Source organism: Rheinheimera sp. UJ51 (genome assembly GCF_020819615.1).
Classification (GTDB): domain Bacteria; phylum Pseudomonadota; class Gammaproteobacteria; order Enterobacterales; family Alteromonadaceae; genus Alishewanella; species Alishewanella maricola.
The window spans coordinates 1-24,293 of sequence record NZ_JAJHOG010000006.1 but is presented as its reverse complement, the minus strand read 5'-3'; the positions used below and the strand labels follow the sequence as shown (position 1 = coordinate 24,293).

At 46.8% G+C, this 24,293-nt stretch carries 19 protein-coding genes and 1 pseudogene; 9 read left to right on the top strand and 11 right to left on the bottom strand.

Annotated features, from left to right (window positions below; genetic code table 11):
* Positions 1–36 precede the first annotated feature (36 nt).
* Positions 37–1,575 carry a fumarate hydratase gene (locus tag LMJ53_RS09390; RefSeq protein ID WP_229585822.1) on the bottom strand — a complete coding sequence of 513 codons (1,539 nt, stop codon included), beginning with the start codon at positions 1,573–1,575 and terminating at the stop codon, positions 37–39.
* A gap of 99 nt (positions 1,576–1,674) precedes the next feature.
* Here LMJ53_RS09390 and pabB point away from each other — a divergent pair, with 99 nt between their 5' ends.
* The 3 genes from pabB to LMJ53_RS09375 all read left to right on the top strand — a co-directional run bounded on the left by pabB (position 1,675) and on the right by LMJ53_RS09375 (position 5,272).
* Entirely contained in the window at positions 1,675–3,087 is a 1,413-nt protein-coding gene (pabB, locus tag LMJ53_RS09385) for an aminodeoxychorismate synthase component I (RefSeq protein ID WP_229585821.1), read from the top strand.
* Positions 3,065–3,643, top strand: a complete 579-nt coding sequence (locus tag LMJ53_RS09380; RefSeq protein WP_229585820.1) for a CoA pyrophosphatase — start codon at positions 3,065–3,067, stop codon at positions 3,641–3,643. Before pabB ends, LMJ53_RS09380 begins: the two co-directional genes overlap by 23 nt.
* Positions 3,644–3,889: 246 nt before the next feature.
* Complete coding sequence (locus tag LMJ53_RS09375) at positions 3,890–5,272, top strand: L-serine ammonia-lyase (protein ID WP_267867489.1); 1,383 nt, start codon at positions 3,890–3,892, stop codon at positions 5,270–5,272.
* A gap of 72 nt (positions 5,273–5,344) precedes the next feature.
* On the opposite strand, the gene LMJ53_RS09370 is transcribed toward LMJ53_RS09375, so the two are convergent.
* The 5 genes from LMJ53_RS09370 to LMJ53_RS09350 all read right to left on the bottom strand — a co-directional run bounded on the left by LMJ53_RS09370 (position 5,345) and on the right by LMJ53_RS09350 (position 12,507).
* Positions 5,345–5,710 carry a hypothetical protein gene (locus tag LMJ53_RS09370; protein WP_229585819.1) on the bottom strand — a complete coding sequence of 122 codons (366 nt, stop codon included), beginning with the start codon at positions 5,708–5,710 and terminating at the stop codon, positions 5,345–5,347.
* Between the two features lie 216 nt (positions 5,711–5,926).
* Positions 5,927–6,193 (bottom strand): DUF2007 domain-containing protein, encoded by a 267-nt coding sequence (locus tag LMJ53_RS09365; protein ID WP_229585818.1) that lies wholly within the window; start codon positions 6,191–6,193, stop codon positions 5,927–5,929.
* Between the two features lie 21 nt (positions 6,194–6,214).
* Positions 6,215–7,795, bottom strand: a complete 1,581-nt coding sequence (locus tag LMJ53_RS09360; protein WP_229585817.1) for an L-lactate permease — start codon at positions 7,793–7,795, stop codon at positions 6,215–6,217.
* 19 nt (positions 7,796–7,814) lie between these two features.
* Positions 7,815–11,282, bottom strand: coding sequence for an efflux RND transporter permease subunit (locus LMJ53_RS09355; protein WP_229585816.1), 3,468 nt, complete (start codon positions 11,280–11,282; stop codon positions 7,815–7,817).
* Entirely contained in the window at positions 11,275–12,507 is a 1,233-nt protein-coding gene (locus LMJ53_RS09350) for an efflux RND transporter periplasmic adaptor subunit (protein ID WP_229585815.1), read from the bottom strand. The genes LMJ53_RS09355 and LMJ53_RS09350 overlap by 8 nt, the downstream gene beginning before the upstream one ends.
* A gap of 395 nt (positions 12,508–12,902) precedes the next feature.
* Here LMJ53_RS09350 and LMJ53_RS09345 point away from each other — a divergent pair, with 395 nt between their 5' ends.
* A complete protein-coding gene (locus LMJ53_RS09345) occupies positions 12,903–13,211 on the top strand; it encodes an isoamylase early set domain-containing protein (protein ID WP_229585814.1) in 309 nt (102 codons plus the stop codon).
* A gap of 91 nt (positions 13,212–13,302) precedes the next feature.
* Here the strand turns inward: LMJ53_RS09345 and LMJ53_RS09340 are convergent, their stop codons facing one another.
* The gene (locus tag LMJ53_RS09340) at positions 13,303–14,421 is read right to left on the bottom strand and encodes a beta-ketoacyl-ACP synthase III (RefSeq protein ID WP_229585813.1); all 1,119 of its coding nucleotides are present in this window, start codon (positions 14,419–14,421) and stop codon (positions 13,303–13,305) included.
* 500 nt (positions 14,422–14,921) lie between these two features.
* Between LMJ53_RS09340 and LMJ53_RS09335 the strand changes: the two genes are divergently transcribed.
* The 3 genes from LMJ53_RS09335 (at position 14,922) to LMJ53_RS09325 (ending at position 20,812) form a co-directional block, all read left to right on the top strand.
* Positions 14,922–16,625 carry an autotransporter assembly complex protein TamA gene (locus LMJ53_RS09335; RefSeq protein WP_229585812.1) on the top strand — a complete coding sequence of 568 codons (1,704 nt, stop codon included), beginning with the start codon at positions 14,922–14,924 and terminating at the stop codon, positions 16,623–16,625.
* Between the two features lie 31 nt (positions 16,626–16,656).
* Complete coding sequence (locus tag LMJ53_RS09330) at positions 16,657–20,391, top strand: translocation/assembly module TamB domain-containing protein (protein ID WP_229585811.1); 3,735 nt, start codon at positions 16,657–16,659, stop codon at positions 20,389–20,391.
* Positions 20,392–20,596: 205 nt separating this feature from the next.
* Positions 20,597–20,812, top strand: coding sequence for a hypothetical protein (locus tag LMJ53_RS09325; RefSeq protein WP_229585810.1), 216 nt, complete (start codon positions 20,597–20,599; stop codon positions 20,810–20,812).
* Between the two features lie 302 nt (positions 20,813–21,114).
* On the opposite strand, the gene LMJ53_RS09320 is transcribed toward LMJ53_RS09325, so the two are convergent.
* Positions 21,115–21,636 carry a YcxB family protein gene (locus tag LMJ53_RS09320; protein ID WP_229585809.1) on the bottom strand — a complete coding sequence of 174 codons (522 nt, stop codon included), beginning with the start codon at positions 21,634–21,636 and terminating at the stop codon, positions 21,115–21,117.
* 137 nt (positions 21,637–21,773) lie between these two features.
* The gene (locus tag LMJ53_RS09315) at positions 21,774–22,103 is read right to left on the bottom strand and encodes a hypothetical protein (protein WP_229585808.1); all 330 of its coding nucleotides are present in this window, start codon (positions 22,101–22,103) and stop codon (positions 21,774–21,776) included.
* Positions 22,104–22,240: 137 nt separating this feature from the next.
* On the opposite strand from LMJ53_RS09315, the gene LMJ53_RS09310 reads away from it, so the two are divergent.
* Both LMJ53_RS09310 and LMJ53_RS17010 read left to right on the top strand, forming a co-directional pair.
* Positions 22,241–22,459 carry a type II toxin-antitoxin system RelB/DinJ family antitoxin gene (locus tag LMJ53_RS09310; RefSeq protein WP_229585807.1) on the top strand — a complete coding sequence of 73 codons (219 nt, stop codon included), beginning with the start codon at positions 22,241–22,243 and terminating at the stop codon, positions 22,457–22,459.
* Positions 22,460–22,608: 149 nt separating this feature from the next.
* Positions 22,609–22,748 (top strand): annotated as a pseudogene (locus LMJ53_RS17010) (type II toxin-antitoxin system YafQ family toxin); the annotation flags it as partial.
* Positions 22,749–22,844: 96 nt separating this feature from the next.
* Here the strand turns inward: LMJ53_RS17010 and LMJ53_RS09300 are convergent.
* Positions 22,845–23,291 carry a hypothetical protein gene (locus LMJ53_RS09300; RefSeq protein ID WP_229585806.1) on the bottom strand — a complete coding sequence of 149 codons (447 nt, stop codon included), beginning with the start codon at positions 23,289–23,291 and terminating at the stop codon, positions 22,845–22,847.
* 96 nt (positions 23,292–23,387) lie between these two features.
* A complete protein-coding gene (locus LMJ53_RS09295) occupies positions 23,388–23,825 on the bottom strand; it encodes a hypothetical protein (RefSeq protein WP_229585805.1) in 438 nt (145 codons plus the stop codon).
* Positions 23,826–24,293: the final 468 nt, after the last annotated feature.

Below are 24,293 nucleotides of genomic sequence, written 5' to 3'. Positions count from 1 at the left end.
GCAAAAGGCCGCAGTCGTTGCTGCGGCCTGTTATTATTATTTCGAGCCTTGGCTTAACTTGGCATCTAACTCAGCGATGTTCGCTTTCCAAATCACCGGCCCTTGTTGGTGCACATTATTACCGTTGCTATCAACGGCAACCGTCACCGGCATATCTTCAACATCAAACTCGTAAATCGCTTCCATACCTAAGTCTGCGAATGCCACTACGCGGGCTTTTTTAATCGCTTTTGACACTAAGTATGCCGCGCCACCTACCGCCATTAAATAGGCTGCTTTGTGTTGCTTGATACTGGCCACGGTTTTATCACCGCGCTCAGATTTACCAATCATGCCCAGTAATCCGGTTTGCGATAACATCATATCGGTAAATTTATCCATTCGTGTTGCGGTAGTTGGACCGGCTGGCCCTACTACTTCATCACCTACTGCATCGACTGGGCCGACGTAATAAATAAATTTGTTTTTAAAATCAACGCCAGCGGGTAAGCCCTCGCCTTTATTCAGCATATCAGCAATACGCTTGTGCGCCGCATCACGCCCCGTAAGCATTTTACCGCTTAGTAATACTGTTTCACCGGCTTGCCAGCTTTGTACTTCCTCGGGTGTCACGGTATCAAGGTTTACCCGACGCACTTTATCGCCTAGCTCCCACGTCACTTGTGGCCAGTCTTCCAATTTAGGCGGCTTGATATCAGCCGGGCCGCTACCATCTAAATGAAAATGTAAATGCCGAGTGGCCGCACAGTTCGGGATCATCACTACCGGTAAAGATGCGGCGTGGGTCGGTACCGATTTGATCTTAATATCAACAACCGTGGTTAAACCGCCTAACCCTTGGGCACCGATACCTAATTTGTTCACTTTTTCGTACAGCTCAACCCGCAGTTTCTCTTCTGCGGTCTCTGCGCCTTTATCCAGTAAATCTTGAATATCCACGGGGTCCATTAATGATTCTTTGGCCAATACCGCCGCTTTTTCAGCCGTACCACCGATACCAATGCCCAGCATGCCTGGAGGACACCAGCCAGCACCCATTTTTGGCAGGGTTTCCAGTACCCAATCCACAATAGAATCTGACGGATTTAACATCGCCATCTTGGTTTTATTTTCAGAGCCACCGCCTTTGGCCGCAATCATCACTTCAACGTGATGGCCTGGTACTAAATCAATGTGCACCACGGCTGGGGTATTATCTTTGGTATTTTTGCGCAGACCGGCAGGATCAGCAACAATAGAGGCACGTAGCGGATTGTCTGGGTTAAGATAAGCACGACGGGTGCCTTCATCAACCATTTGCTGTACCGTCAAGTCGGTTTTATCCCACTTCACATCCATACCGATCTTCACAAAACAGGTAACGATGCCAGTATCTTGGCAAATAGGCCGGTGCCCTTCTGCCGACATGCGCGAGTTAATTAGAATTTGGGCGATGGCATCTTTAGCCGCTTGGTTTTGCTCTTTATGGTAAGCCACTTCCAGCGCTTTGATAAAATCCAGTGGGTGATAGTAAGAGATATACTGTAATGCATCTTCGATACTATCAATAAAATCTTGTTGGCGAATAACCGTCATGCTTGCCCTTCCTCAGTCGCCAAACTTGGCGAGACATTTAACTATTGATGTAGGTACTGGTATGATAGCGTGCATCGAAAACAGCGGCTAGTCCCAATCATGCAGCAGTATCTAATCTACGACGCGAAAAAGGTTCCTGACCCGATATTTTCTCTGTTAAGCCTGTTCGAGGTATTTGCTGAGCAGCCTTGGTCAATGCTTCTTGACTCGGCAGATGCCAGCCATCCGAATAGTCGTTATCAGATTATGGTTGCCGAGCCCATTGCCACCCTGACCAGTCAGCACGGCGAAACCATCTTAACAGATGAGCACGGCGCCCATCATTACACAACCGATCCGTTTAAGGTATTAGACTGTGCGCTAAAACGGTATTTTCCTAAGGTCATCAGCAGTGAATTACCCTTTCATGGCGGTGCACTGGGCTATTTTGCTTATGATCTTGGCCGTTACCTGGAAAAACAACCCAGCCTGGCGGCCGCGGATATTCACCTGCCGGATATGGCACTTGGGCTATACAGCTGGGCCCTGATCTTTGATCAGCACAGCAAGCAACTGTGGTTTACCGACTACACGGGCGATGCCGAAGAAAATTGGTATAAGTTACAACAACGCTTACAAGCGGCACCTCAAACGTCAAGCCACTTTCAGTTAACCTCAGCTTGGCAAGCCAATATGAGCCAACAGCAATATCAAGAAAAGTTTGCGCAAGTGCAACAAGAGTTGCTTAGCGGCAACTGCTATCAAATTAACTTAGCGCAGCGCTTTAGTGCAAAGTATCAAGGGGATGAATGGCAAGCCTATAAACTGTTACGTGAGAAAAATGCCGCACCTTTCTCAGCATTTATTCGTATCCCTGAAGGTGCGGTGATCAGCATGTCACCTGAGCGTTTTATTAAACTTACCGATCGACAAATCGAAACCAAACCGATTAAAGGCACTCGACCGCGTGGGCTTTGCCCTGAGACCGATCAAGCTGAAGCCGATGCGCTGACCCTATCTGAAAAAGATCGCGCTGAAAACGTGATGATTGTCGATTTACTGCGTAACGATCTGGGTAAAGTCAGTGAAGCCGGCTCAGTGAAAGTACCGGCATTGTTTGCTATCGAAAGCTTCCCAGCGGTACACCACTTAGTCAGCACTATCACCAGCACCTTGGCAGCGCCGTTCAGCGCTTGTGACTTATTACGCGGCGCCTTTCCAGGAGGCTCGATCACCGGTGCACCAAAAATCAGTGCCATGCATATTATTGAGCAGTTAGAACCGCATCGGCGTAACGTGTATTGTGGTGCTATCGGCTATATCAGCAGTAACGGCAATATGGATACTAATATTGCCATTCGTACCCTGGTTTGCGAACAAGGACAACTGCATTGCTGGGCCGGCGGCGGTCTGGTGGCAGACTCTGATGCCGATAGCGAATATCAAGAAACCTTAGATAAAGTTGCCCGCATTTTACCGGTACTCTCGGCTACTCGCTCTGAGCAGGACGATGATGTTAGCCGCGCAGTTTAAAAATCGCTTTTTGCTGCAGCCTGGTTTGCCGCCGCAAAGCGAGTTACTGCCTATCGAGCAAGGCTCGCACGTTAGACAAAGTGCGGTGTTGGTGCCCATTATTGATTATGGCGACAGGCTCAGTGTGTTATTTACCCAGCGCTGCTGGCATTTAACCCATCACCCGGGACAAATTAGTTTTCCGGGCGGCAAACTGGAACACGCTGAAACGCCTGCGGCCGCTGCGCTACGTGAAACCGAAGAAGAAATCGGCGTTACAGCCAACCGTATTCAGCTATTAGGGCAGTTGGGCTCACATCATACGCTGACCGGTTTTCAAATTAGCCCCTGGGTGGGTTTATTGCCTGCCGGCACCCCGATCATTGCCGATCCGGCTGAAGTCAGCGCGGTGTTTGAAGTGCCACTGACTTTTTTTCTTGACCCACGGAACTGCCATGAACTGTGGCTGCCTTTGCGCGGGCAGGCTCGACAACTGCATTTTATGCCTTTTGAGAACAAATTGATTTGGGGCGCCACCGCAGCCATCATGGCGCAATTGCTGCAACACATCCGCTAACTGAGCTTTAGCCCTGCCACCCTGTAACGTTTTCAATACACCAGCGTACTATTTGCTTCGGCAAACTCAGAGACGACAGGTCTGCTCACCGGCTCGCGGCTTACAGTCTGTCGGTGCTTCAGCTACAATGGCCTGAACAACACCCCTGCATAAACCAAAATGGAAACGGCCGGGTGCAAGGATTTGCCCACACGCTAGCCCTGCCCTCTGTTCGTCAGCCAATGAGAATTCAGAAGTAGATTTATTATGATTATCAGTGCATTTGATATGTTTAGTATCGGTATCGGCCCCTCTAGCTCACACACGGTTGGCCCGATGCGCGCCGCTAAAAAGTTTACCGAAGACTTAGCACAAAATGAGATGCTACCTCAGGTAGCCAGTGTAAAAGTAGAGCTTTATGGCTCACTTGGCCAAACCGGTATTGGCCATGGCACCGGCAAAGCCGTTATTTTAGGCTTATCGGGCTATCTGCCAGAAACCATTGATCCTGATGCCGTTGACGGTATTTTAAAACAAGTACACGACAGCCAACGTTTACAATTGGCACAGCAACACTCGGTCAGTTTTGCCCGCGAAGGCGCCATTATGTTTCATCGGCGTAAAACGTTAAAAGAGCACTCTAACGGCATGGAGCTGATTGCTTTTGATGCCGAGAAAAATGTCTTGCTGCGCGAAATCTACTTTTCGATTGGCGGTGGCTTTATTGTTAAAGCCAGCGATTTTGCCAAAGAAAAAGAAGCGGCTAGCCAATTTGCCGCCGATAACCCGCCCCCCTTTCCGTTTGAATCTGGTGCCGAATTACTCGCGCTATGTAAAGAACACGGTTTCTGTATTGCCGGTTTAATGCAAGAAAACGAAAAAGTACTGCGCAGCACCCAGCAAATTGAAAGTGAGTTAAATAATATCTGGTTAACGATGCGTGCCTGTATCGAACGGGGTATTCGAACTGAAGGCATTTTACCCGGCGGCCTGAAAGTGCGGCGGCGCGCGCCAGGGCTTTATAAACGTTTAATCGCTGAAAAAAGCAATGATCCGCTGCAAGTGATGGACTGGGTTAACCTGTTTGCTTTAGCGGTGAACGAAGAAAACGCCGCCGGTGGCCGTGTTGTAACGGCGCCGACCAATGGTGCTGCTGGCATTATCCCCGCAGTGTTGATGTACTACGATAAATTTATTCAACCGGTAACCCCAGAAATCGCCTCGCGTTATTTGTTAACCGCAGCGGCCATTGGCATTTTGTATAAGAAAAATGCCTCAATTTCTGGCGCAGAGGTTGGCTGCCAGGGCGAAGTTGGGGTTGCGTGTTCCATGGCCGCCGCCGCCTTAACGGAAATTCTTGGCGGTAGCCCCTCACATGTCGAAAACGCCGCCGAAATTGGTATGGAGCATAATCTAGGGCTAACTTGCGATCCGGTCGGGGGTTTAGTGCAAGTACCTTGCATTGAACGTAACGCGATGGGCGCCATTAAAGCCATTAACGCTTCACGCCTGGCGATCCGTGGTAGTGGCGATCACAAAGTCTCGTTAGATAAAGTGATTAAAACCATGTGGGATACGGGTAAAGATATGCAAACCAAGTACAAAGAAACATCACGTGGTGGTTTAGCGGTTAATATTATTGAGTGTTAATGGCTTTTTAATATCCCTGCTTGTGCAAGTGAAGTCAGTAAGGCCTAGGTCTCACTGACTTTGCTAAGCAGATTAAACATAATCAATCTTGCCTAACCCCTTAACCAAGTGCGCTTTAAAATCTTCAAGCTGTTCTACAGCAAATACAAAGCTCGGTAATTTGTTGCTATTAAAAGGTAACGAAAAATACACTTGCTGCTCCACAACATCTAGCGCAACTTTTTGTACTTTCTTTATTTCTATATTCGCCTCGCCAATCAGCATTTGCTCAGCATTAAAGCGCACATAATTCCTCGGATCGCTGATGACTAATGGCTTAGGCCCTTTAAATAATTGTGGTAACCAAAAAGGATAGCTGAGCCACAACAAACCATAAAATGTCTCGACCAGCCAAAACTGGTCAGTTATATAGCGATACGCTAAATATAGGATGCTCAAAAACAACCAGATTGCAAACATGATGCGCGGTTGTTGGTAAAAAGGCTTAGCCTTCACAGCCGATGGTATCGTACTTAACTTTTTCATTTTACTACTAACGTCCTTGTTCATCTGAGCGTTCGTTACTAAAACGCGATAACGGCGGCCCATGCCATACACTGATAGATTACCAGCCGGTTGTCGCGGCTTAATTTATGCATCTTAAACCGTCTGGTGTTATTTAGCGCCTTGCAAACCTGTTTCATCCCAGTCTGCTGCAGTAGGCTCAACGATTTCTGCCGCTTGATAATCTTTTAATAACTGCTCGGCCCGTGGCATATCTTCATCAGCCACAAACACATTCGCAAAGCCCATGGTGCCAATATCGCCAATAGCGCCTTGTAAATAATGACCACCAACATGAGCGGCAATATCATGAGCTTGTAGCATACCGGCGACGATATGTGCTTCGATTATTTCATGCGCTCGAAAGACTATTTGCATACTTCATCCTTTTCTTTGAGCTTAGTTGAAAAACCAGTTTGCCACCAGCACCGCACCTAAGCAATAAAACAGCATTGGCCACAGGGTATAGCGGATGATCTCACCTTCACGGCCATTTAAATTAACCACACTGGCCGCCGCCACCACGTTCACCACACAAATCATATTCCCGGCATTGGCGCCAAGCATTTGTAAGGCCAGCACCAACTGGCTACTCACGTCAGCTTCTATTGCCATGGCGTGCTGAAAACTGCCAAACATCAGATTAGAAAAGGTTGCAGAGCCTGCGATAAAGGAGCCTAAGGCACCAACAAAAGGCGCTAGCCATAACCAACTCTCAGCTAAACTGCCTGCGGCTAGCTGGGCTAATGCCATCGGCATCGCCGGCAAACCCGCGTCATTCAAATCAGAGTGTAAAAAGATCCGCACCATGGGCACGGCAGCGGCCAAGGCAATAACGGAAGGAAGCAACATCTTGCTACTGTCTTTAAAGGCATGGTGCAACGTCTGGCGCGGTGCCGCCAACATAAAACAGGCTAAAATGGCCGTGATCACAAAAATTGTACCCGGTAAATACAAGGGCGCAACGCTAACATTTAAGCTGGAACCGATAATACCCTGCCATTGCCAACTCACTTGTTGTAACCCGCTTTTAAAGGGTAAAGCCGGCACGCGGCTAAGCACCAACAACAACGCTACCATCAGATAGGGTAACCAGGCACGCCAAAGACTTAAGGTGGGTGCAATGCTTGGCTCTGTTGCTACAGAAGAATTAGCTAATACGCTCGGCAGTAAAAAACGGTACTTGGCGGCAGTGCAAACCAAAGCTAAGCCCACTAAGGCACCTAATACAGAGGGAAACTCTGGACCAAACGCCCACGCCACCCAATAAGCTGGCACAGTAAAGGCTAAGCCGGAAAACAGGGCAAACGGCGCCATAACAAAACCGGCGCGCCAACTGGCAGGCGTACTGAAAAAACGGGTATACAGCACACACATCAACAGCGGTAGCCAAGAGGCCACCATAATATCAATACTAATCGCAATAAGGGCTATCTGCTGTAATTCGCTGGAGGAGGTGCCGGGAACACCTTGCGCAATCCCCACTAACACCGGCGTACCCACTGCGCCGAAAGACACGGCACTGGAATCGGCAATCAGTGCCAACACCACGGCCGCTAGCGGTGGAAAACCCAAAGCGACGAGTAAGGGTGCAGCAATGGCAGCCGGGGTACCAAAACCGGCGGCACCTTCTAAAAAGCTGCCAAATAGCCAAGCAATAATGATCAGTTGTACGCGTTTGTCGGCCGAGATCTGACTAAAACCCTTTTTGATGACCTCTAAAGCGCCACTACGCTTCAACACATTGAGCAGTAAAATAGCGCCAAAGATGATCCAAATAATGGTCGCGGCAATCACTAAGCCTTCTAACACGGCAGCGCTCAATTGCTGTAACGGCATCTGCCACACGCTATAAGCCAATAGCGCGCTAAGCAGTAAACTCAGCGGCATCGCCTGCTTTGCTGGCAGGCGAAATAACACCAATAAGATAAATACACTGAGCAGCGGCATGGCCGCTGTCAGAATTTGCCATAGTGTCATGCCACGCTCCTTGGGCTGATTACTGGCTGGTCACTAAAGATGCCTGATGTTTTTCTTGCCGACTAGGCATGGCACAAATCACGAACACCAACAGCCTACCCATAGTCGGAATAAAACTAACAAGCACCCACCACGGATTCCAGCCTATATTGCGTAAACGACGAACTGTGGCGGCGGTTACCGGCAAATACATAAACAACATATAGGTCAAAGCGACCATGCCTTTCGTGCGTAAAATGGCATCAATGATTAAGAACACGACAATCATCACCAGATGCAGCATATAAAAATGCACATATGCTTTGCGTTCCGTTAAACCCCGCCAATCGGCATAACGGCCAAACTCCTGCATAAAGTTACGGAACCACTTTGGTACATGCTTTTTAGCATCTTCTAGCATCACATATAGCGCCGGGATCAACACTAAGGTAATCACCGTAGCGAACAAAATACCAAAAGCCAACGACACCGCCATAGGCACCACAATTTTTGCTTGTAAGCTGCGCTCAAACACAATCGGCACTAAACCCACAAAGGTGGTTAATGACGTCAGCAAAATGGCGCGAAAACGCTGCGTACCGGCTTCGACCACCGCTTGCTTAATCGCGATACCTTCTGCCCTTGCCCGGTTCACAAAGTCAACCATAATCAAACTGTCGTTCACCACAACCCCGGCCAGCGCGACCAAACCAAATACGGACATGATACTCAAGCTTAACCCCAACAACATGTGGCCGATTAACGCACCGACTAAACCAAAGGGGATCACACTCATAATAATCAAAGGCTGGGCATAAGATTTCAGCGGTACCGCCATCAAGGCATAAATACAGAACAAGGCAAAGGCACCGGCAATTAATAAATCGCGGATAGCATCCACTTCATCCTGACTTGCGCCATCGAGCTCACCGGTGACACCTGGGTATTTTTGTTCTAGCTCTTTAATAAGGGTCTTACGCACTTCGGCGACCACTTTACCCGGTTCAATGCGGGCTTTGTCAGCCGCCGCTGTAACGGTAACGGCTCGTTCACCATTAACCCGGTTGATGGCACTAAAGCTGGGTTGCAAGGTGTAACTGGCAATTTGTGAGAATGGCACTTCGCCGCCGTTAGCGGTGCGCACACGCATATTCTCTAAATCACCAATCGAACGACGCTCTTCTTGTGGGTAGCGCACCATCACTTTAATTTCTTCGCCATTGCGCTGAATACGCTGCGCTTCTGCACCATAAAAACCATAGCGCACCTGACGCGCTAAATCAGCTAAAGTAATGCCTAACACATCGGCCTCGGGCTTCAGCGCCAGCACAATTTCATCGTTGCCGCCGAGCAAGTTATCTTCGATATCAAAGACCCCTTCATAAGTAGCTAAACGCTCTTTTAATTCTGCAGTGGCTAATTGCAAATTAGCCAAATTACTACCGCGTAATTGCAGCGCAATGTCAGCCCCGCCACCAAAACCAGAACTACTGAGTTTAAAGGTTTTTAAGCCTGGAATTTCCGGGATCTGTTCACGCCAGCGCCGACCAATTTCGTTGCTGTCCACTTCGCGACCTTCACTTTTATCCAGTTCAACTTGCAGTTGCCCTGAAGTATCGCTACTGAGAAAAACTAAACGATGTTTAACAACTAAATCTTCGCCTTCTGCTAACAGCTCTTTATCTACCCGCATTAACGCTGCTTCAATTTCTTTCATGGCGAGCACCGTTGCTTCGTTAGATGCGCCCTCTTCCATTTGCACCGTGGCGCGTAAGAAATCATTCGGCACATCAGGGAAAAACACCCAACGCACAAAACCGGCCGAAATGACCCCAAACATTAAAATCAACAAGGCAAAAAATACCGCCATGGTTAAATAGCGAAATTCGATGCACTTCTCAATAAAAGGCCGGTATTTCTGTTGAATAAAGTGGTTTAAGTGGCGAGTGACCGCGCCACGGATTTTTTTCAGGGTATTGCTACCAAAACGACCTAAGGCATAAATACCGCCTTTATCGGGATCCCAAGGTTTGGTGTCCATATTGGCAATGTGCGCCGGTAAAATCAGCTTAGATTCCACAATCGAAAACAATAAACACAACACCACAACCCAAGCAATCGAGCCCCAAATAGCCGATTGGGCGCCGCCAACCAATAACATTGGCACAAAGGCAGCTACCGTGGTTAACACCCCGAAGGTGGCTGGCATCGCCACTTTTTTAGCACCGGCAATGACCGCTTCGGTTGACTTGCCGCGTTTTTCAATTTCGGTATAGGCGCTTTCGCCGATGATAATCGCATCATCGACCACTATCCCCAGCACCAAGATAAAACCAAATAAGCTGATCATATTGATGGACACATCAAAAAAGGGCAGCGGTAACATGGCCAAGGCACCCAAGAAACAGATTGGAATACCCACCATCACCCAAAAAGCAATGCGGAATTCTAAGAACAGCGTGAGCGCCAGCAGCACCAATAACACGCCATACAGCAGGTTGCTGGTCATTAAATCCAGGCGACCTTGTAAGTAATAACTCGAATCACCCCAATAATCTAACGAGATACTCGGTGGCAGCTCATTACGCTTAGTTTCAACGTATTTTTTAACTGTTTCAGCAATTTGTAGGGTGTCGTCTTCACCTACCGCATCAATGCGCACCGTTACGCTATTTTGACCATTAAAAGTCGCTAAACTGGCGCGTTCAATAAAACCATCGGTCACTGTCGCGATATCACTTAATGTTAAGCGAGTACCATCAGGGTATTTCACCAGAACAATGTTGTCGAAATCGTTTTGATCGTAAGCCTGGCCTTTGGTGCGCAGCAAAATATTGCCGCTTTCTGAACGAATTGAACCACCGGGTAAATCGACCGAGCTGCCGCGAATGGCACTGACCACTTGATCAAAGGTTAAACCGTATTCACGCAAGCGTGATTCAGGGATCTCTACAGAGATTTCGTAGTTTCGAGCTGAAATGACATCAACCTTACTCACACCCGGCTGTTTTTTAATTTCATCGCGAATGGTTTTCGCCAGTTCTTTTAATGCCGCCTCTGAGGCTGCACCATAGAGTGATAGAAACATCACATTACTTTGAAAGCGAATCCGATAGACTAATGGCCGCTCGGTTTGCTCTGGCAAAGTGGAAATCGAGTTAACCTGCGTTTTAATCTCTTCCATTACCTCGGTAATGTCATAACCCGAGGCAATTTCCGCCACAACCGTGCCTAAACCTTCAACCGCCGTTGAGCGAATACGTTTGATACCGTTAACGCCCCGAATGCTCTCTTCGATTTTATCAATAACGCCACTTTCCACTTCTTGTGGCGCAGCACCTAAATAAGGCACTCGAATATTCACTTGCTCTAGCTGAATTTCTGGAAAAGCTTGTTTTTTAATGGTTAAAACCGCCGCAACACCCGCGAGCAGCAAAATAATCATCAATAAATTGGCCGCTACGCTATTGCGAGCAAACCAAGCAATAATACCCGTTTCTTTATTCATTGCCGGTTGCCTCAGTTGCGCTTGCGAGTTGCTCGGTTGTTATCGCAGGCGAATCATTATCTGACGCATCCTTGGGCGTATCACCCGCCACGCGCACCACAGTACCACCAATCGGATTGGTGACCGGTGATACCACTAAACGATCGTTCGGCATAAAGCCCGCATTGATATAGGCAAAATTAGCATCAGCGCGTGCTAGGTTAACTTGGCGAAATTGCAAAGTGTTTTGCTCATCAACAATTAACACCCGATTTCCCGCTTGCAGTAAATGCCGTGCCACTTTGACCACTTGTGATGCGGCAATACCACTGATTTCCGCTTGTACAAAACGACCAAATTGCAGCGGCTGGCCGGCGGCATTTTGCCGCTGATAGGGATCAGCGACTTCTGCCACGGCATAGATCACGCGGCTGCGCTCATCCAATACCCCTTCGGTACGCACGATAGTGGCTTGCCATTGCTGCGGCTGACCTGCTACCACAGTGCTTAAGCTCACCGGAATAGACAAGCTTTGTTGCTTATTGGCTGGCGGTAAAAAACCAAAATCGGTATCCGTTAGTGGTAAACGAATTTCGGCAATCTCAGTGCCGTAAATCATCCCTAACTGAGAGCCGCGAGTGATAAATTGCCCTAAGTTGGCGCTGCGGCTATTCACCATACCGGCATAAGGCGCTCGGATCTGTGTTCTGTCAAGATCACGCTGTGCCCGCTCTACTTCGGCTTCGGCTGCTTGCACGCTGGCTAAGGCACTGGCCAATTGCGGTTGGCGCAAACCTAACGCCGGGGCTTTGCCTTCGGTAAAAGAGCGCCATTCGGTTTCAGCCACGCGGCCACGGGCTTTTTCTTCTTCTAGCTGTGCCTTGGCACCCGCCAATGAGGCTTGCGCCGCCTTGACTGCAGTTTCGTAATCGGCCGGATCCACTTGAAATAACAAGTCGCCTTTTTCAAAAAAACCGCCCACCACAAATTGCTCTGAGACCGCGACAATACGCCCGGTAACTTCAGAGATCAGGGTTGTTTCAAGCTTTGGCGTTACTGTACCTTGCGAAGCAATTTTATAAGTAATGTCTTCGGCAGGTAACTCAGCGGCATTCACTAATAAAGCTAAACGCTGCTCTGCCACCTTGGCTGGGGGTTTACGCAACTTTGACAAACCGTAAGCCGAGGCAATGGCGAGTACCAGTATGATGATCGGCAAACCGACCCGCATAAATTTTGAAGACATAAGGTGATCCTGAGTTTAATAAGAATTTGCTATTTGCCATCATACGCAGAATTACGACAGATCGTTGCATTGGTCTGTTAATTTTTGTATCGATAAAAATACGCCGCCAACCCGTGTCGCTAATACCTTAAAAAACGCTGTTACAAGCAAAAGCGCTAATACAAAGGGCTTAGCGCTGATAGCCAGGCAGAGTGTGGCGGCTCGATTTAGGAAAGCCGTATTATTACGCCTGAATGCAAAAAATATTTTGTTACAAACTAATGATGCCAAAAAACCTGCCATGCTTAATTTTTAGGCATTGGCAAAATCGTTACATTGCGTTAGGGTTATGAGGTACCAAACATGATGCTTGGTATCAATTTGGTATAATCCCTAAGCCGCAACAGGAGTGTGCAATGAGCATTAGTAAGCAGTATTTGAAAACCAAACCCGCTTGCAAAGTGACCTTTAAGTTGGCAGCTGCTCGCCTGCCTGATGCTACACAGGTTGCTTTGTTAGGGGAGTTCAACGATTGGGATCCTGCAGCCCTTTTGATGAAGAAGAGTAAAGCCGGTGATTTCAGTGCCAGTATTACGTTACCCAAAGATAGCGAATACCAATTTCGTTATCTTATCGATGGTACCACTTGGTTAAATGACGATGAAGCAGATGGCTTTGCACAAAGCGATATGTCGCATGATCAGAACTCAGTATTAAAAATTTAATTAACAAGGGGCATTTCGCCCCTTATTTTTCATAGCGTCAGGCGTTCAATTTAAGTGATAAATTAACCTTTATTGTTGCTTTTGCGCTGCGTTAGCACTTTTCTAAAACTAAACAGCCAACAGAGTATCCGGCGCCAAATGAGCATAAAATGGCTTTGTCACCCGTATCCAATCCTTGTTGATGCAAATGAAAAGCAATAATCGACCCTGCTGAAGCCGTATTGGCATAAGTATCTAACACTAACGGCGCTTCTTCAGGTAAAGGCTCGCGCCCTAAAATTTTCCGCGCAGCGAAAATATTCATATTGATATTGGCTTGATGTAACCACAGCCGTTTAAGCTCAGTTGGCGCAATGTGCTGCGCCGCAAGCTCATCTAAAATGACATCGGCGACAATCGGCAATAACTCTTTAAAGACTTTGCGCCCTTGTTGTTTGAAAAAAGGCGTACTGGCATCATGCTGATCAAAGCAATGCTCGGTGTAGCCAATATCACAACGAATATTATTAGAGAATTCAGTTTTCAGGCGCATGCCTAAGATACGAAAAGCGTATGGGCTATTTGCGGTTTCTTCCGCTTCAATAATGGTTGCAGTACACACATCACCAAAAATAAAGTGGCTATCGCGATTACGATAATCGACTTGTGGCGAAGCAAACTCGGGGTTGACCACCAGTACAGTTTTCGCCGTGCCACCGCGAATTGCATTGGCAGCATTACTAATGGCAAAGGTGGCAGAAGAACAGGCAACATTCATATCAAAAGCATAACCGCCCGCTCCTAGCTGCTGTTGCAGCTCTATCGATAAAGCCGGATAAGGGCGCTGCATGTTCGACGCCGCACAAATAATTAAATCGATATCTGCCGGTGTTTTATTTGCTTGAACTAAGGCTTGATGCGCGGCAAACAACGCCATTTCAACCATTTCTGGCATCTGCTCTTCACCACGTTTTTGAAAAATAGGCCGCATCACGGCAGGATCTAAAATGCCATCTTTATACAACACATGTCGCGATTTAATGCCCGAGGCTTTTTCAATAAACTCGCAACTAGAATACGCCAGTGCCGCTAACTCGCCTGCGGCAATCGCTTCAGCATGTTCCGCATTATATTGATCGGCATACTGATTATAACTTTGCACCAATTCTTCATTACTAATGGTTAGTTCTGGCGTAAATAAGCCAGAGCCGCTGATCACTATGTTTTTCATCGCGCCACCTTGTGTAATTGTGAACCTTTGTCACTTTTGTGGCTCAGTATAACAAACTTGCTGGTCAGAGGTGATGCCAAGTTTAGGGCTTGTTGACGTTTGATGGTTATTTTTGCAGCTGAGTGGCTGATATTTATACAAGGCAGAGCTTGTGCCGTGTAGTTATTCTACATAAACAAGCGATAACGTAGTAGAAATGCCAGCCACACGCTGCCCGAAGGGTTCGTCTGGCGATGCTTTGCTCTTTGTCACTCGTCGTTTATTTAGAATAACTAAACTGCACTCCTCGTTTCGCGAGCAAAACATCGCCAAACGAACAAAATCTAAACAGCAAACGTCAACAAGCCCTAACTTTAGCTTGATTTATTGCAGAATATTTCAGCAGTTAGCCTGCTCTTTACTGCCGCCATGCTGGCGATAAGGTACACTTAACTTAAGAAGTTCGGTTTTTTGCTGCTAACGACCTAACGTTGGCTAACCGACAAACTCACAGGAGAGTCATGTTCCGATTGATCATGTTTTTAATGGTGTTGCTGCTGCCAAGCATTGCCACGGCGCAAACAAGCTTGCGCCTGACGGGTTTATCTGGCGAGCTGGAAGATAATGTAAAACTTTATCTCGACCGTTATACACCGGACGAGATCTCCACAGCACTGCGTTTTCAATCTCGCTTGGAAGATGACATTAGCACGGCTCTGCAAGCATTGGGCTATTACCACAGCACTGTCAGCATTGAACTGCAACACAGTGGTAAAAATAGTCGGCTGCTCATTCAGGTGGATGCCGGTGAGCCCACGCTTATCAACAAAGCCAATATTCTGATTAACGGCGAAGCGCAAAACGATAGTGATTTTCTGGCACTATTAAAACAAGCCCCCCAAGTTGGCCAAACCGTGCATCATGGCCGCTATGACAGTTTTAAAAAAGCGCTGACAAATTTAGCCCTACGCAAAGGCTATTTTGAGGCAAATTTTAGTCTTGCTCGTTTAGAAGTGGCGCCGGCGCTGAAACAAGCCTTTGTACAACTGACGTTTGACAGTGGCCCTCGTTACCGTTTTGGCCCGGTGAGGTTTCAAGGCAATCAAATTGAAGATGCCCGCTTACAAAGTTTAGTGCCGTTTAAAGTGGGCGATCCTTATCTGGCAACACAACTGGGTGAATTAAACCAAGCGATTGCCAACACCAGTTGGTTTTCTTCTATTTTAGTCACCGGTAATACCGATCAGGTGGCCGAACATATTTTACCGGTGGATGTTGAGCTAGCACCGCGCAAACGCAACAGTATCGAGACCGGTATTGGTTTCTCAGATGATGTGGGCGCGCGCTTAAAGCTCAATTGGTTAAAACCTTGGTTAAATGAGCGTGGTCATAGCTTAGACAGCAAATTAGCGCTGTCGGGGGCCGAGCAAAGTATTCAGGCGGCCTATAAACTGCCATTAGAAAGCGTGGCCACCGATTTCTGGCAATTACAATACGGCCTGCGCAACCGTGATTATCAAGATACCTTGTCAAAAGAGTCTAATTTGGCATTAGAACGGCATTGGCTGCTCAGCAACGATTGGTATCGCACGGCATCGCTACGCTGGTTGTATGAGGATTACACCCAAGCCGATCAACAAGACACCAGCAGCTTAATTATGCCCGGTTTGAGTTTCTCGCGCAGCCGGCAAACGGGTTCAGGCATGCCAACTCGCGCTGATCGCTTGTTATTTGGCGTGGAAGTATCCGATCGCAGTTGGGGCTCTGATGCTAGCTTTGTCAGGTTACGTGGTCGAGCGGGCTACATTACCACCTTTGCCAATAATCATCGTTTCGTCGGTCGGCTAGACGCCGGTGCCGTGCTGATGGAAGATATCGATAACTTACCGCCATCGATCCGTTTTTTCGCTGGTGGCGATAACAACTTACGTGGCTACGCCTATGAATCTGTTTCGCCTCTTAACGATGAAGGCGAACTGATTGGTGGTCGTTACATGACAACGGCCTCAATAGAATATCAATATCGGGTAAAGGGCAACTGGTGGTTAGCCGGCTTTACCGATTATGGCAGTGCTTGGACAGACAACCCAGATTGGAAGCTCGGGGTCGGTTTTGGTGTGCGCTGGGCCTCGCCTATTGGCGCCGTCCGTATCGATTTAGCTTGGGGTTTAGATGCCGTTGACTCCCCTTTCCAACTCCATTTTTCTTTAGGGCCTGAATTATGATCACTCGGTCAGAACAAAGGAGCAGCGTCTAATGCGCGTGCGCCGCTGGTTAAACCGTACACTGGTACTGCCCTTGTTAGCGGTATTACTGTTACTCAGCTTGCTGTTGTTTACGCAGCCAGGGTTACGTTTTAGCGTGTGGATAGCCGATAGCTTGGTCGATGAATTAAGCATCGGCAAAACTGAGGGCGCTTGGTTAAGTGGGGTGAGCTTAGCGGATATTCGCTTTAAAAATGCCATGGCAGATGTGCAGCTTGAAAGCCTAACCTTTCGCCTGCAAAAACGCTGCATCATACAGTTGCGTGTGTGTATCCCTGAATTAAAACTGCGTGGTAGTCGGATTGATCTCGCTAGCCTAGAAGAAACCCACCCAGACACGGTAAGCGCAGCACCCGCCGAGGCCAGCGGTTCAGGGCGTATTTTACTTCCTATTCCTATTAACATTAACCGCATCATATTAGAAGATGTCACCCTCAATACCCCGACTCAGCAACTTGCTTGGCAATCATTTAGTACCACCTTGGTTGCTTGGGGCAGTCGAGTGCGTTTAAGCGAAACACGCTGGCATCAATTAAGCGTTGAGCTTGCGCCAGCACCTACTGAAACCGCCGCATTAACCGGCTATCACGCGCCGGTATTACCCGAGTTTTCGCTGCCGCTGTCGATCCTGATAGAAGATTTCCAACTGACAGAATTCAGCTTTAAGCAAGCAGCGTTGCAACAGCAACTGGCGAAGTTAACCTTGAGTGCCCAGTTAACTCCTCAACAAGTCCGGCTACTTGATGTCAGCGCCGAGCATCCGCTTGCCTCTGTGCAATTCAGCGCCAATGTCGAGCTCAAACCTAACTACCCACTGCAAGCACAACTTGATGCAACGTTAAACCAAGGCGATTTTGCAGGACAGCGCTTGAAGTTAACACTCGGTGGCGATCTGGCGGATCTGTCGGTGTCATTGCTGGCTTCAGGGCCCATTACTGCCGAGTTACACAGCGAATTGGCGTTGTTAACCGATGATTTACCGTTTCAACTTAGCCTGCAAAGCCCCCAGTTAAGCTGGCCGTTAAGTGCACCGACTATGCAGTTGCACGACACCCAATTAAAAGTGACTGGCCGTTTAAGTGCTTTAAACCTGTCCTTAGCCAGCGCCATCACGGGTAGCAACCTGCCCGACAGTCAACTGCTGCTGCAAGGCCAGTGGCAACATTGGCAACAACAACTTGATCTTGCCCAACTGCAATTGACGACCCTAGGTGGCATTATCAATGCCGAAGGTTTACTCAACTTACAGCAGCAGATAGCCTGGCAATTAGCCCTAACCTTAAGCGATATCCAGCCGGGTCAATATTGGCCTGATTTCCCCGGTCGCTTGCAAGGCTCGCTGCAAACCCAAGGCAGCTATAACACAGCAGGACAACTTGAGTTGCACGTACCACAAGTAAACTTGAGCGGCCCATTACGTGGTCAAGCACTGCAATTACAGGGCGAGTTAGCGCTAACCGGCCAACCCGCGAACGCCGATTGGCAGCTAACAACACCGGGCTTAACCTTAAGCCACGGCAGCAATACGCTGAGTGTCCAAGGTTCACTGGCAGAACAATGGCAATTGGATGGCGAAATCACACTGCCGCAATTAGCACTGAGTATCCCGGGTTTAAAAGGCGCAATAAACGGTGCTTTATCAGTACGCGGCCTGGCGAAACAGCCTGATATTTCAATCGCACTGAATGCCAGCAAGCTCGACTATGAAGATTTTCGACTGGCGGAAGCGAACGTGTCCGCACAGGTGTCTTTGGCACAACCGATCCGCAGCCAACTGAAACTGAACGCGACGAAGGGGCAGTATCAACAACAACGTTTGCAGCAATTATCGCTAGAGCTCAGCGGCACCGAGTTGGCACATCAATTAAAATTGGCGCTGACCGCAGATGAATTCAGTACCGATATCAACTTATCGGGTGCTTTAACCGATCGCCAGCTTTGGCAAGCCGAGCTGCAACAAGTGGCTTTAACCAGCCCAGCAGGCGCTTGGCAATTAACTGCGCCGCTGCCTGTTACCGTCGATATTATCAAGCAACAATTAAGCCTGGCCGCGCATTGTTGGCAGCAAGCCCCCACCACCTTATGTTTAACCGAAGCAACCACCTTAAACCGTGAAGCGATCAGCCTCAGCTTAACGCTAGCAGATTATCAATTAGCGCAATTAAACCCGCTACTGCCCTATCAATCGAGTTTAAAAGGCGGTATTTCACTGCAATTGGCCGCCCATTGGCAACAAGGCCAAGCCGCCAAGGCAACGCTACAATTAAACGGTGAACCGGGCAGTTTTACGCAACAACTGGATGTGCCGGTGACCCTAGATTGGTCGGCATTATCACTCACTGCCTCGCTCGAACAACATCAGCTACGCAGCCAACTTGAACTGCGTATTGGCAAGGAGGGTGTGTTACAGGCACAAACCTTGATCAGTGATTTAAACCAAGAACAAAAACCGTTACGCAGTGAAATTACCCTACAAAACCTGACATTAGATTTTTTACGGCCGTTACTGGATGAATACAGCGAGCTGGCGGGTACCTTATCCAGCCAATTAAGTATCAGCGGCGATTTAGCCGAGCCGCAAATTGCCGGTGAGCTGCGCCTTGCCGATCTGCGGGTTAAAGGTAAATTAGCGCCAACCGATATTGAGCAAGCCGATTTACAAGTGAAGTTTACCGGCGAACAAGCCAGCTTAAGCGGCATCGTCAACACCCCTGAAGGCCGCGTCACCTTAAGCGGTGATGCTAATTGGCAACAGCGTGAAGATTGGCGTTTAGCGGTGCAAGTTAAAGGGGATGAATTAAAACTGCAGATCCCACAAGCCTTATTGTTTGTAAAACCCGATCTGCAGATCACCGCCGCACCAGGGCGCAGTAAAATAACCGGTATAGTGCAGATCCCACGTGCAACGATTATCGTTGATAGCTTGCCGCAAAATGCTGTGGGCTTATCCAACGATCTGGTGCTCTTAGATCGCCGCTTAAACCCCATCAGCGAAGAGCAAGCGGCGGCTTTTGCCATTGAAACAGACATTCGCGTGCAACTGGGCCAAGCGGTGAATTTATCCGCCTTTGGTTTAAAAACCCGTTTAAACGGTGACTTACGTGTGCAACAACAACAGTTTAACCCCACTGTGCGGGGTGAAGTGAACTTAAAAGACGGTACCTTTCGTGCTTATGGCCAAGACTTATTGATCCGCCAAGGCAAAATGACCTTTAGTGGCCCCGCTGATCAGCCGTTTTTAAACGTCGAAGCCATTCGTAACCCAATCAATATGGAAGATGACGTGATCGCCGGTATTCGCGTCACGGGTCCGGCCGATCAACCGGTGATTAGTATTTTCTCCGAGCCCTCTAAACCGCAAGCCAATGCCCTTTCCTATTTAATTATGGGTCGAGATCTCGACAGTGAATCAGGCAATGCCGCCAACAGCGTTACCACCAGCTTAATTGGCATGAGTTTCGCCTCCAGTGGCAAACTGGTTGGGGAAATTGGCGAGGCTTTTGGGGTCAGTGATCTCACTCTGGATACCGAAGGTGCCGGTGATAACTCACAGGTTACCGTCAGTGGTTATCTGACCCGAGATTTACAACTAAAATACGGTATTGGTATTTTTCAGCCGATTGGCCAGTTTACACTGCGCTATCGCTTAATGCGCAGCCTGTTTTTAGAAGCAGTATCAGGCTTGGATAACGCTGTTGATGTGCTATACAAATTTGAATTTGATTAAAGCAACTTAAAAGTGAACCACTTTTCGCCGTTGGCGAGTAACTTTCTTTTGTTTCGTCTATAAGTTAAGGGTCTTGGAATCTGACCCCGAAGCTACCGAAGCTAGAAGCTACGAAGCTATTTAGCTAAGCAAATACCGCTCTGGCTTTTTATTCCCCTTAGAGCGAGCCGACTGATCATCGGTGGCCAAGGTTTTAAGAAAACGGGTGTTTGAGTGCGGCGACGGTAGCGCCGCGCGAGTTACGTTTTCGCCTTGGACAGCGCATGAGCAGTCGGGCTTTCGAGCGGAAGTGGGGTCGCATTTTCTTTGGATACTTTCTTTTGGCGACGCAAAAGAAAGTATCTCGCCAACGGCGAAAACGTTAAGGGTCTTGGTATCTGAAACCGAAGCTACTCGTCTTAAAACCTTGGATGTGCAATAATTTCATCTAACAATGCTCTGCATTCGTAACGGATTTTTCTATTGCTATGAGATTTTCAGGCATATAGCCATGCTCATCAAACATTCAGCGTCTATTGAACAAATTTTCAAACGAGGATGGCTTGTTGATATTTTGCAGAAAGCAGTCACACCCATTAATTGTTTCTTCAAGCCAGTTCTTTAGGAAAAACAATGTTGTGTCTTTCATATCTGTATCTATCAAAGCCCCATATGATGCTTAACGCAAAGCTTTGGCACAGCGTAAGCCGTCACAGCCACGACAGTGGCGACAATAGCGCCTTGTTATACATATTTTTTCACTATTGATTGGAGCTCTGCTTTTTCTGTATCTGAGGAAAAAGAAGCAGCAGGGATGATTAAGGCAAAAAGCTTATCTAAGAAAATATAAAGATCACCGCTATTATCTTCCACAGACTCAACGCTTTCCCACTTATAAAAACACTTTCCAAGTGGGTTTATTTCTGTAATTCCGTCAGTACCAAACTCTATGGTTTTTTCTCCAAGCATTAAGCCATTTTGATTGGGAATACTCGACTGACGGAGTTTATGCATATTGTTAAAGTAAACGACAAAAAACACTACAAAAGGAAGTGCAGTTATTGTCGCTGATGGCCAATGAAACCTAGATAATGATATTGAATCAATCTGAAATACAAACATAAAAGCTATGGTTAAAATGCACCAAATAACCATGTTTTTGATGAAGCCTATAGCGCCCTTCGGTTGTGGTGTGCACAGGCGTTTAAACGCGTAATGAGTGAAGTTGAGATAATCTTTCTCAGTCACTCTAATTGTCTTAATCATAAATCAACTTTTCCATGTATCTATAACGCAAACTGTCCAGCACACGTAGTGCGCGATGCGAGAACGCTTTGTTAGGAATTCCACTGAACATAGCTATTTGTCATATTTGAGTTTTTGCAAATTGTAAAATAGCGAATTTATATTTCACCCGTTAGCTTAAATTGATAAAACTTTCCGTCCGGTAAATATGTTTCAACATAGAAATTACCTTCAGTTTTAACAGTTAAAAGAGTTTTTTCATTGTGGCTAATTGAAAAACAATATTTATTTTCTGCAGTTTTTGCTACCCAAACAAAAGCTTTTTCTTTATTTGTTAATGTAATAGATTGTGACTTTTCAAATTCAAGGCCCAATAGTCCAGCAAAAGATTTCATTGCAACTAAATCAAATTCGGCAATTTTTGAAACAGTATCTAAGATTGAACCCCGCCAACAGCTTTCTATTGTAACTTCAAGTTTAAGTCCCATTTACTATTCCTTACGCTCCGCGCATGCCCGCGAGAGCGTAGCAAGGGTCGACAGCCGTGAATGACGCGGTTTGTCATGTGATGTTCCAACTATGTGTTACAATGTCTAACATTGCAACACATGCTGGAGTAATTAACATGAAAAGCGAAATGCTTAGCACACGCATTGATCATGACACAAAAGTAGCTTTCACCAACATTTGCGATGATGTCGGGCTAAGCCCATCTCAAGCTTTAAAGCTTTTTGCTCGTGCAGTTATCAATCATGGCGGCATACCTTTTGAGCTTAAAGCTCGCCAACCAAATGGAACAACTGCCGCTGCAATTAAAGAATTGGTTGACGGCAAAGGCAAATAAAGCGTAACTGTTGATGATAAGTTCAACGAGCTGACCGAGGGCAAGGTTCCAAATGCTCACCCTTGAATACTCGACACACGTCAAAAAAGATTTTAAAAAAACACTAAAATGCCTATTCCCAGTTACAACGCGGTGAAACGTTACCACCCAAGAATGTTGATCATCCCCTAACGGGAAACTGGCACGGCTTTCGCGATTGCCACATTAAACCAGACCTTGTTCTGATCTATAGAATCAACAATGACACACTACAACTTGCAGCATTGGCTCTCACCGCGAACTTTTCTAACTGCTGCATACATCACATAACGCCACCATAAATGGCTAAATAATAGTTGGCTAAAATGTGAAGCGAAGCGGAACCGAGACAACTGTTACGTGTACGCTATTTAATGGCCTTCTTATGTTTCTCAGCAAATTCTTGCAAGAGCATTGAATAACCTGATTGCTTTTCAATAGTTTTACCATTTTCAATAACTTGGTAAGTATCATGCAGCCCACCATGTTCATTCAGGTAATCAATTACTTCAAAGTAAAAAGACTCTATAAGCTCTTTATCCCTACTATTTGTAGGTAGCTCTAGTTGAATGCCAACAGTTGAAACTTTTGCAAATAAGTTATTACGCAGTGTACTTATAGCGCCATCGACGTCTTTCTTTTCTTCAAGCCTTTTTAATGCATATAGAAAAAAACGACCATTATCTACATGTTCTTTAGTATATGAAGCCCCATTCATTTGAAACGTCAAGACAGCACCACTAAATAGTCCCGCTACAAAAACTAAGATAATAAATAGACCAACTCCAACCCATGTTAAAATTTTAGACTTCACTGCATTCTCCTAGAAACATAACGCTCGCCTAGATGGCGAGCAACTTGTTACGAGTCCAGCGGCCGCAGGCCGCTGTGTTTAAGGCCCTCGTTAGCATTACTTTTGAGATGACAAAGCGGCCTTTCTTGCTTCGGTTGCTATTTCTTGGGTTATGCCGTCATCAAATGAAAATGAATATATTCTCCAACCGCTTTTGACTTTAAAAAATTGAAACTCATAACGAACAGGTTGCCTATCGTATGTGGCCAAATATGTAACATGAACAAAGTTATCACCAACTGCGTATGTATCAACTTTACCGATATTGTTAATATCTCCTATAAGCCCTTCAAGCGCATTTAATTGATTTTTAACATTTTTAATTTGATCTGGGATTGATGATACGTATTTATTTGTTCGATAAATGGAATCAACTGCTTCATCTACCTTCCCAGATTGATACAACTTAAAGAAATCATCAATCTCGGTTTGATAATCCGCAGCTAAAGAATTAAATGACAGCAAAGTCGCTAAAAATAAAATCGATAACTTCATGTTTGTTAATGCTCCTGTAATGCTAACATTTATTATGTGGACCTCTGAGTTATACTCGAAAGGTAACTTAAACTTATACCCATCAGTTCACCTAAAATCAATAACTTGAGCAGCCAGCCAAGCATTTAATTCACTTTAAATTTACCATGTTACTGAGAAATCTCAGTAACACCCTAACTCCAAATAGAGTAAACATAAGCAATATCATAAGCCTAGGTTAATTGTAGGCTGTGCAATAACCACACCTTGCGGTGTGGCTGTTGATCAGTAAGGCAGGAGTTGTTGCAATTGCTCTTCAGTATTCGCTTTGGGGAGCTCTGTCGGGGGTCTTAATATCTGCCCCCGAAGCTATTTAGCTAAGCAAATACCGCTCTGGCTTTTATTCCCCTTAGAGCGAGCCGACTGATCATCGGTGGCCAAGGTTTTAAGAAAACGGGTGTTTGAGTGCGGCGGCGGTAGCGCCGCGCG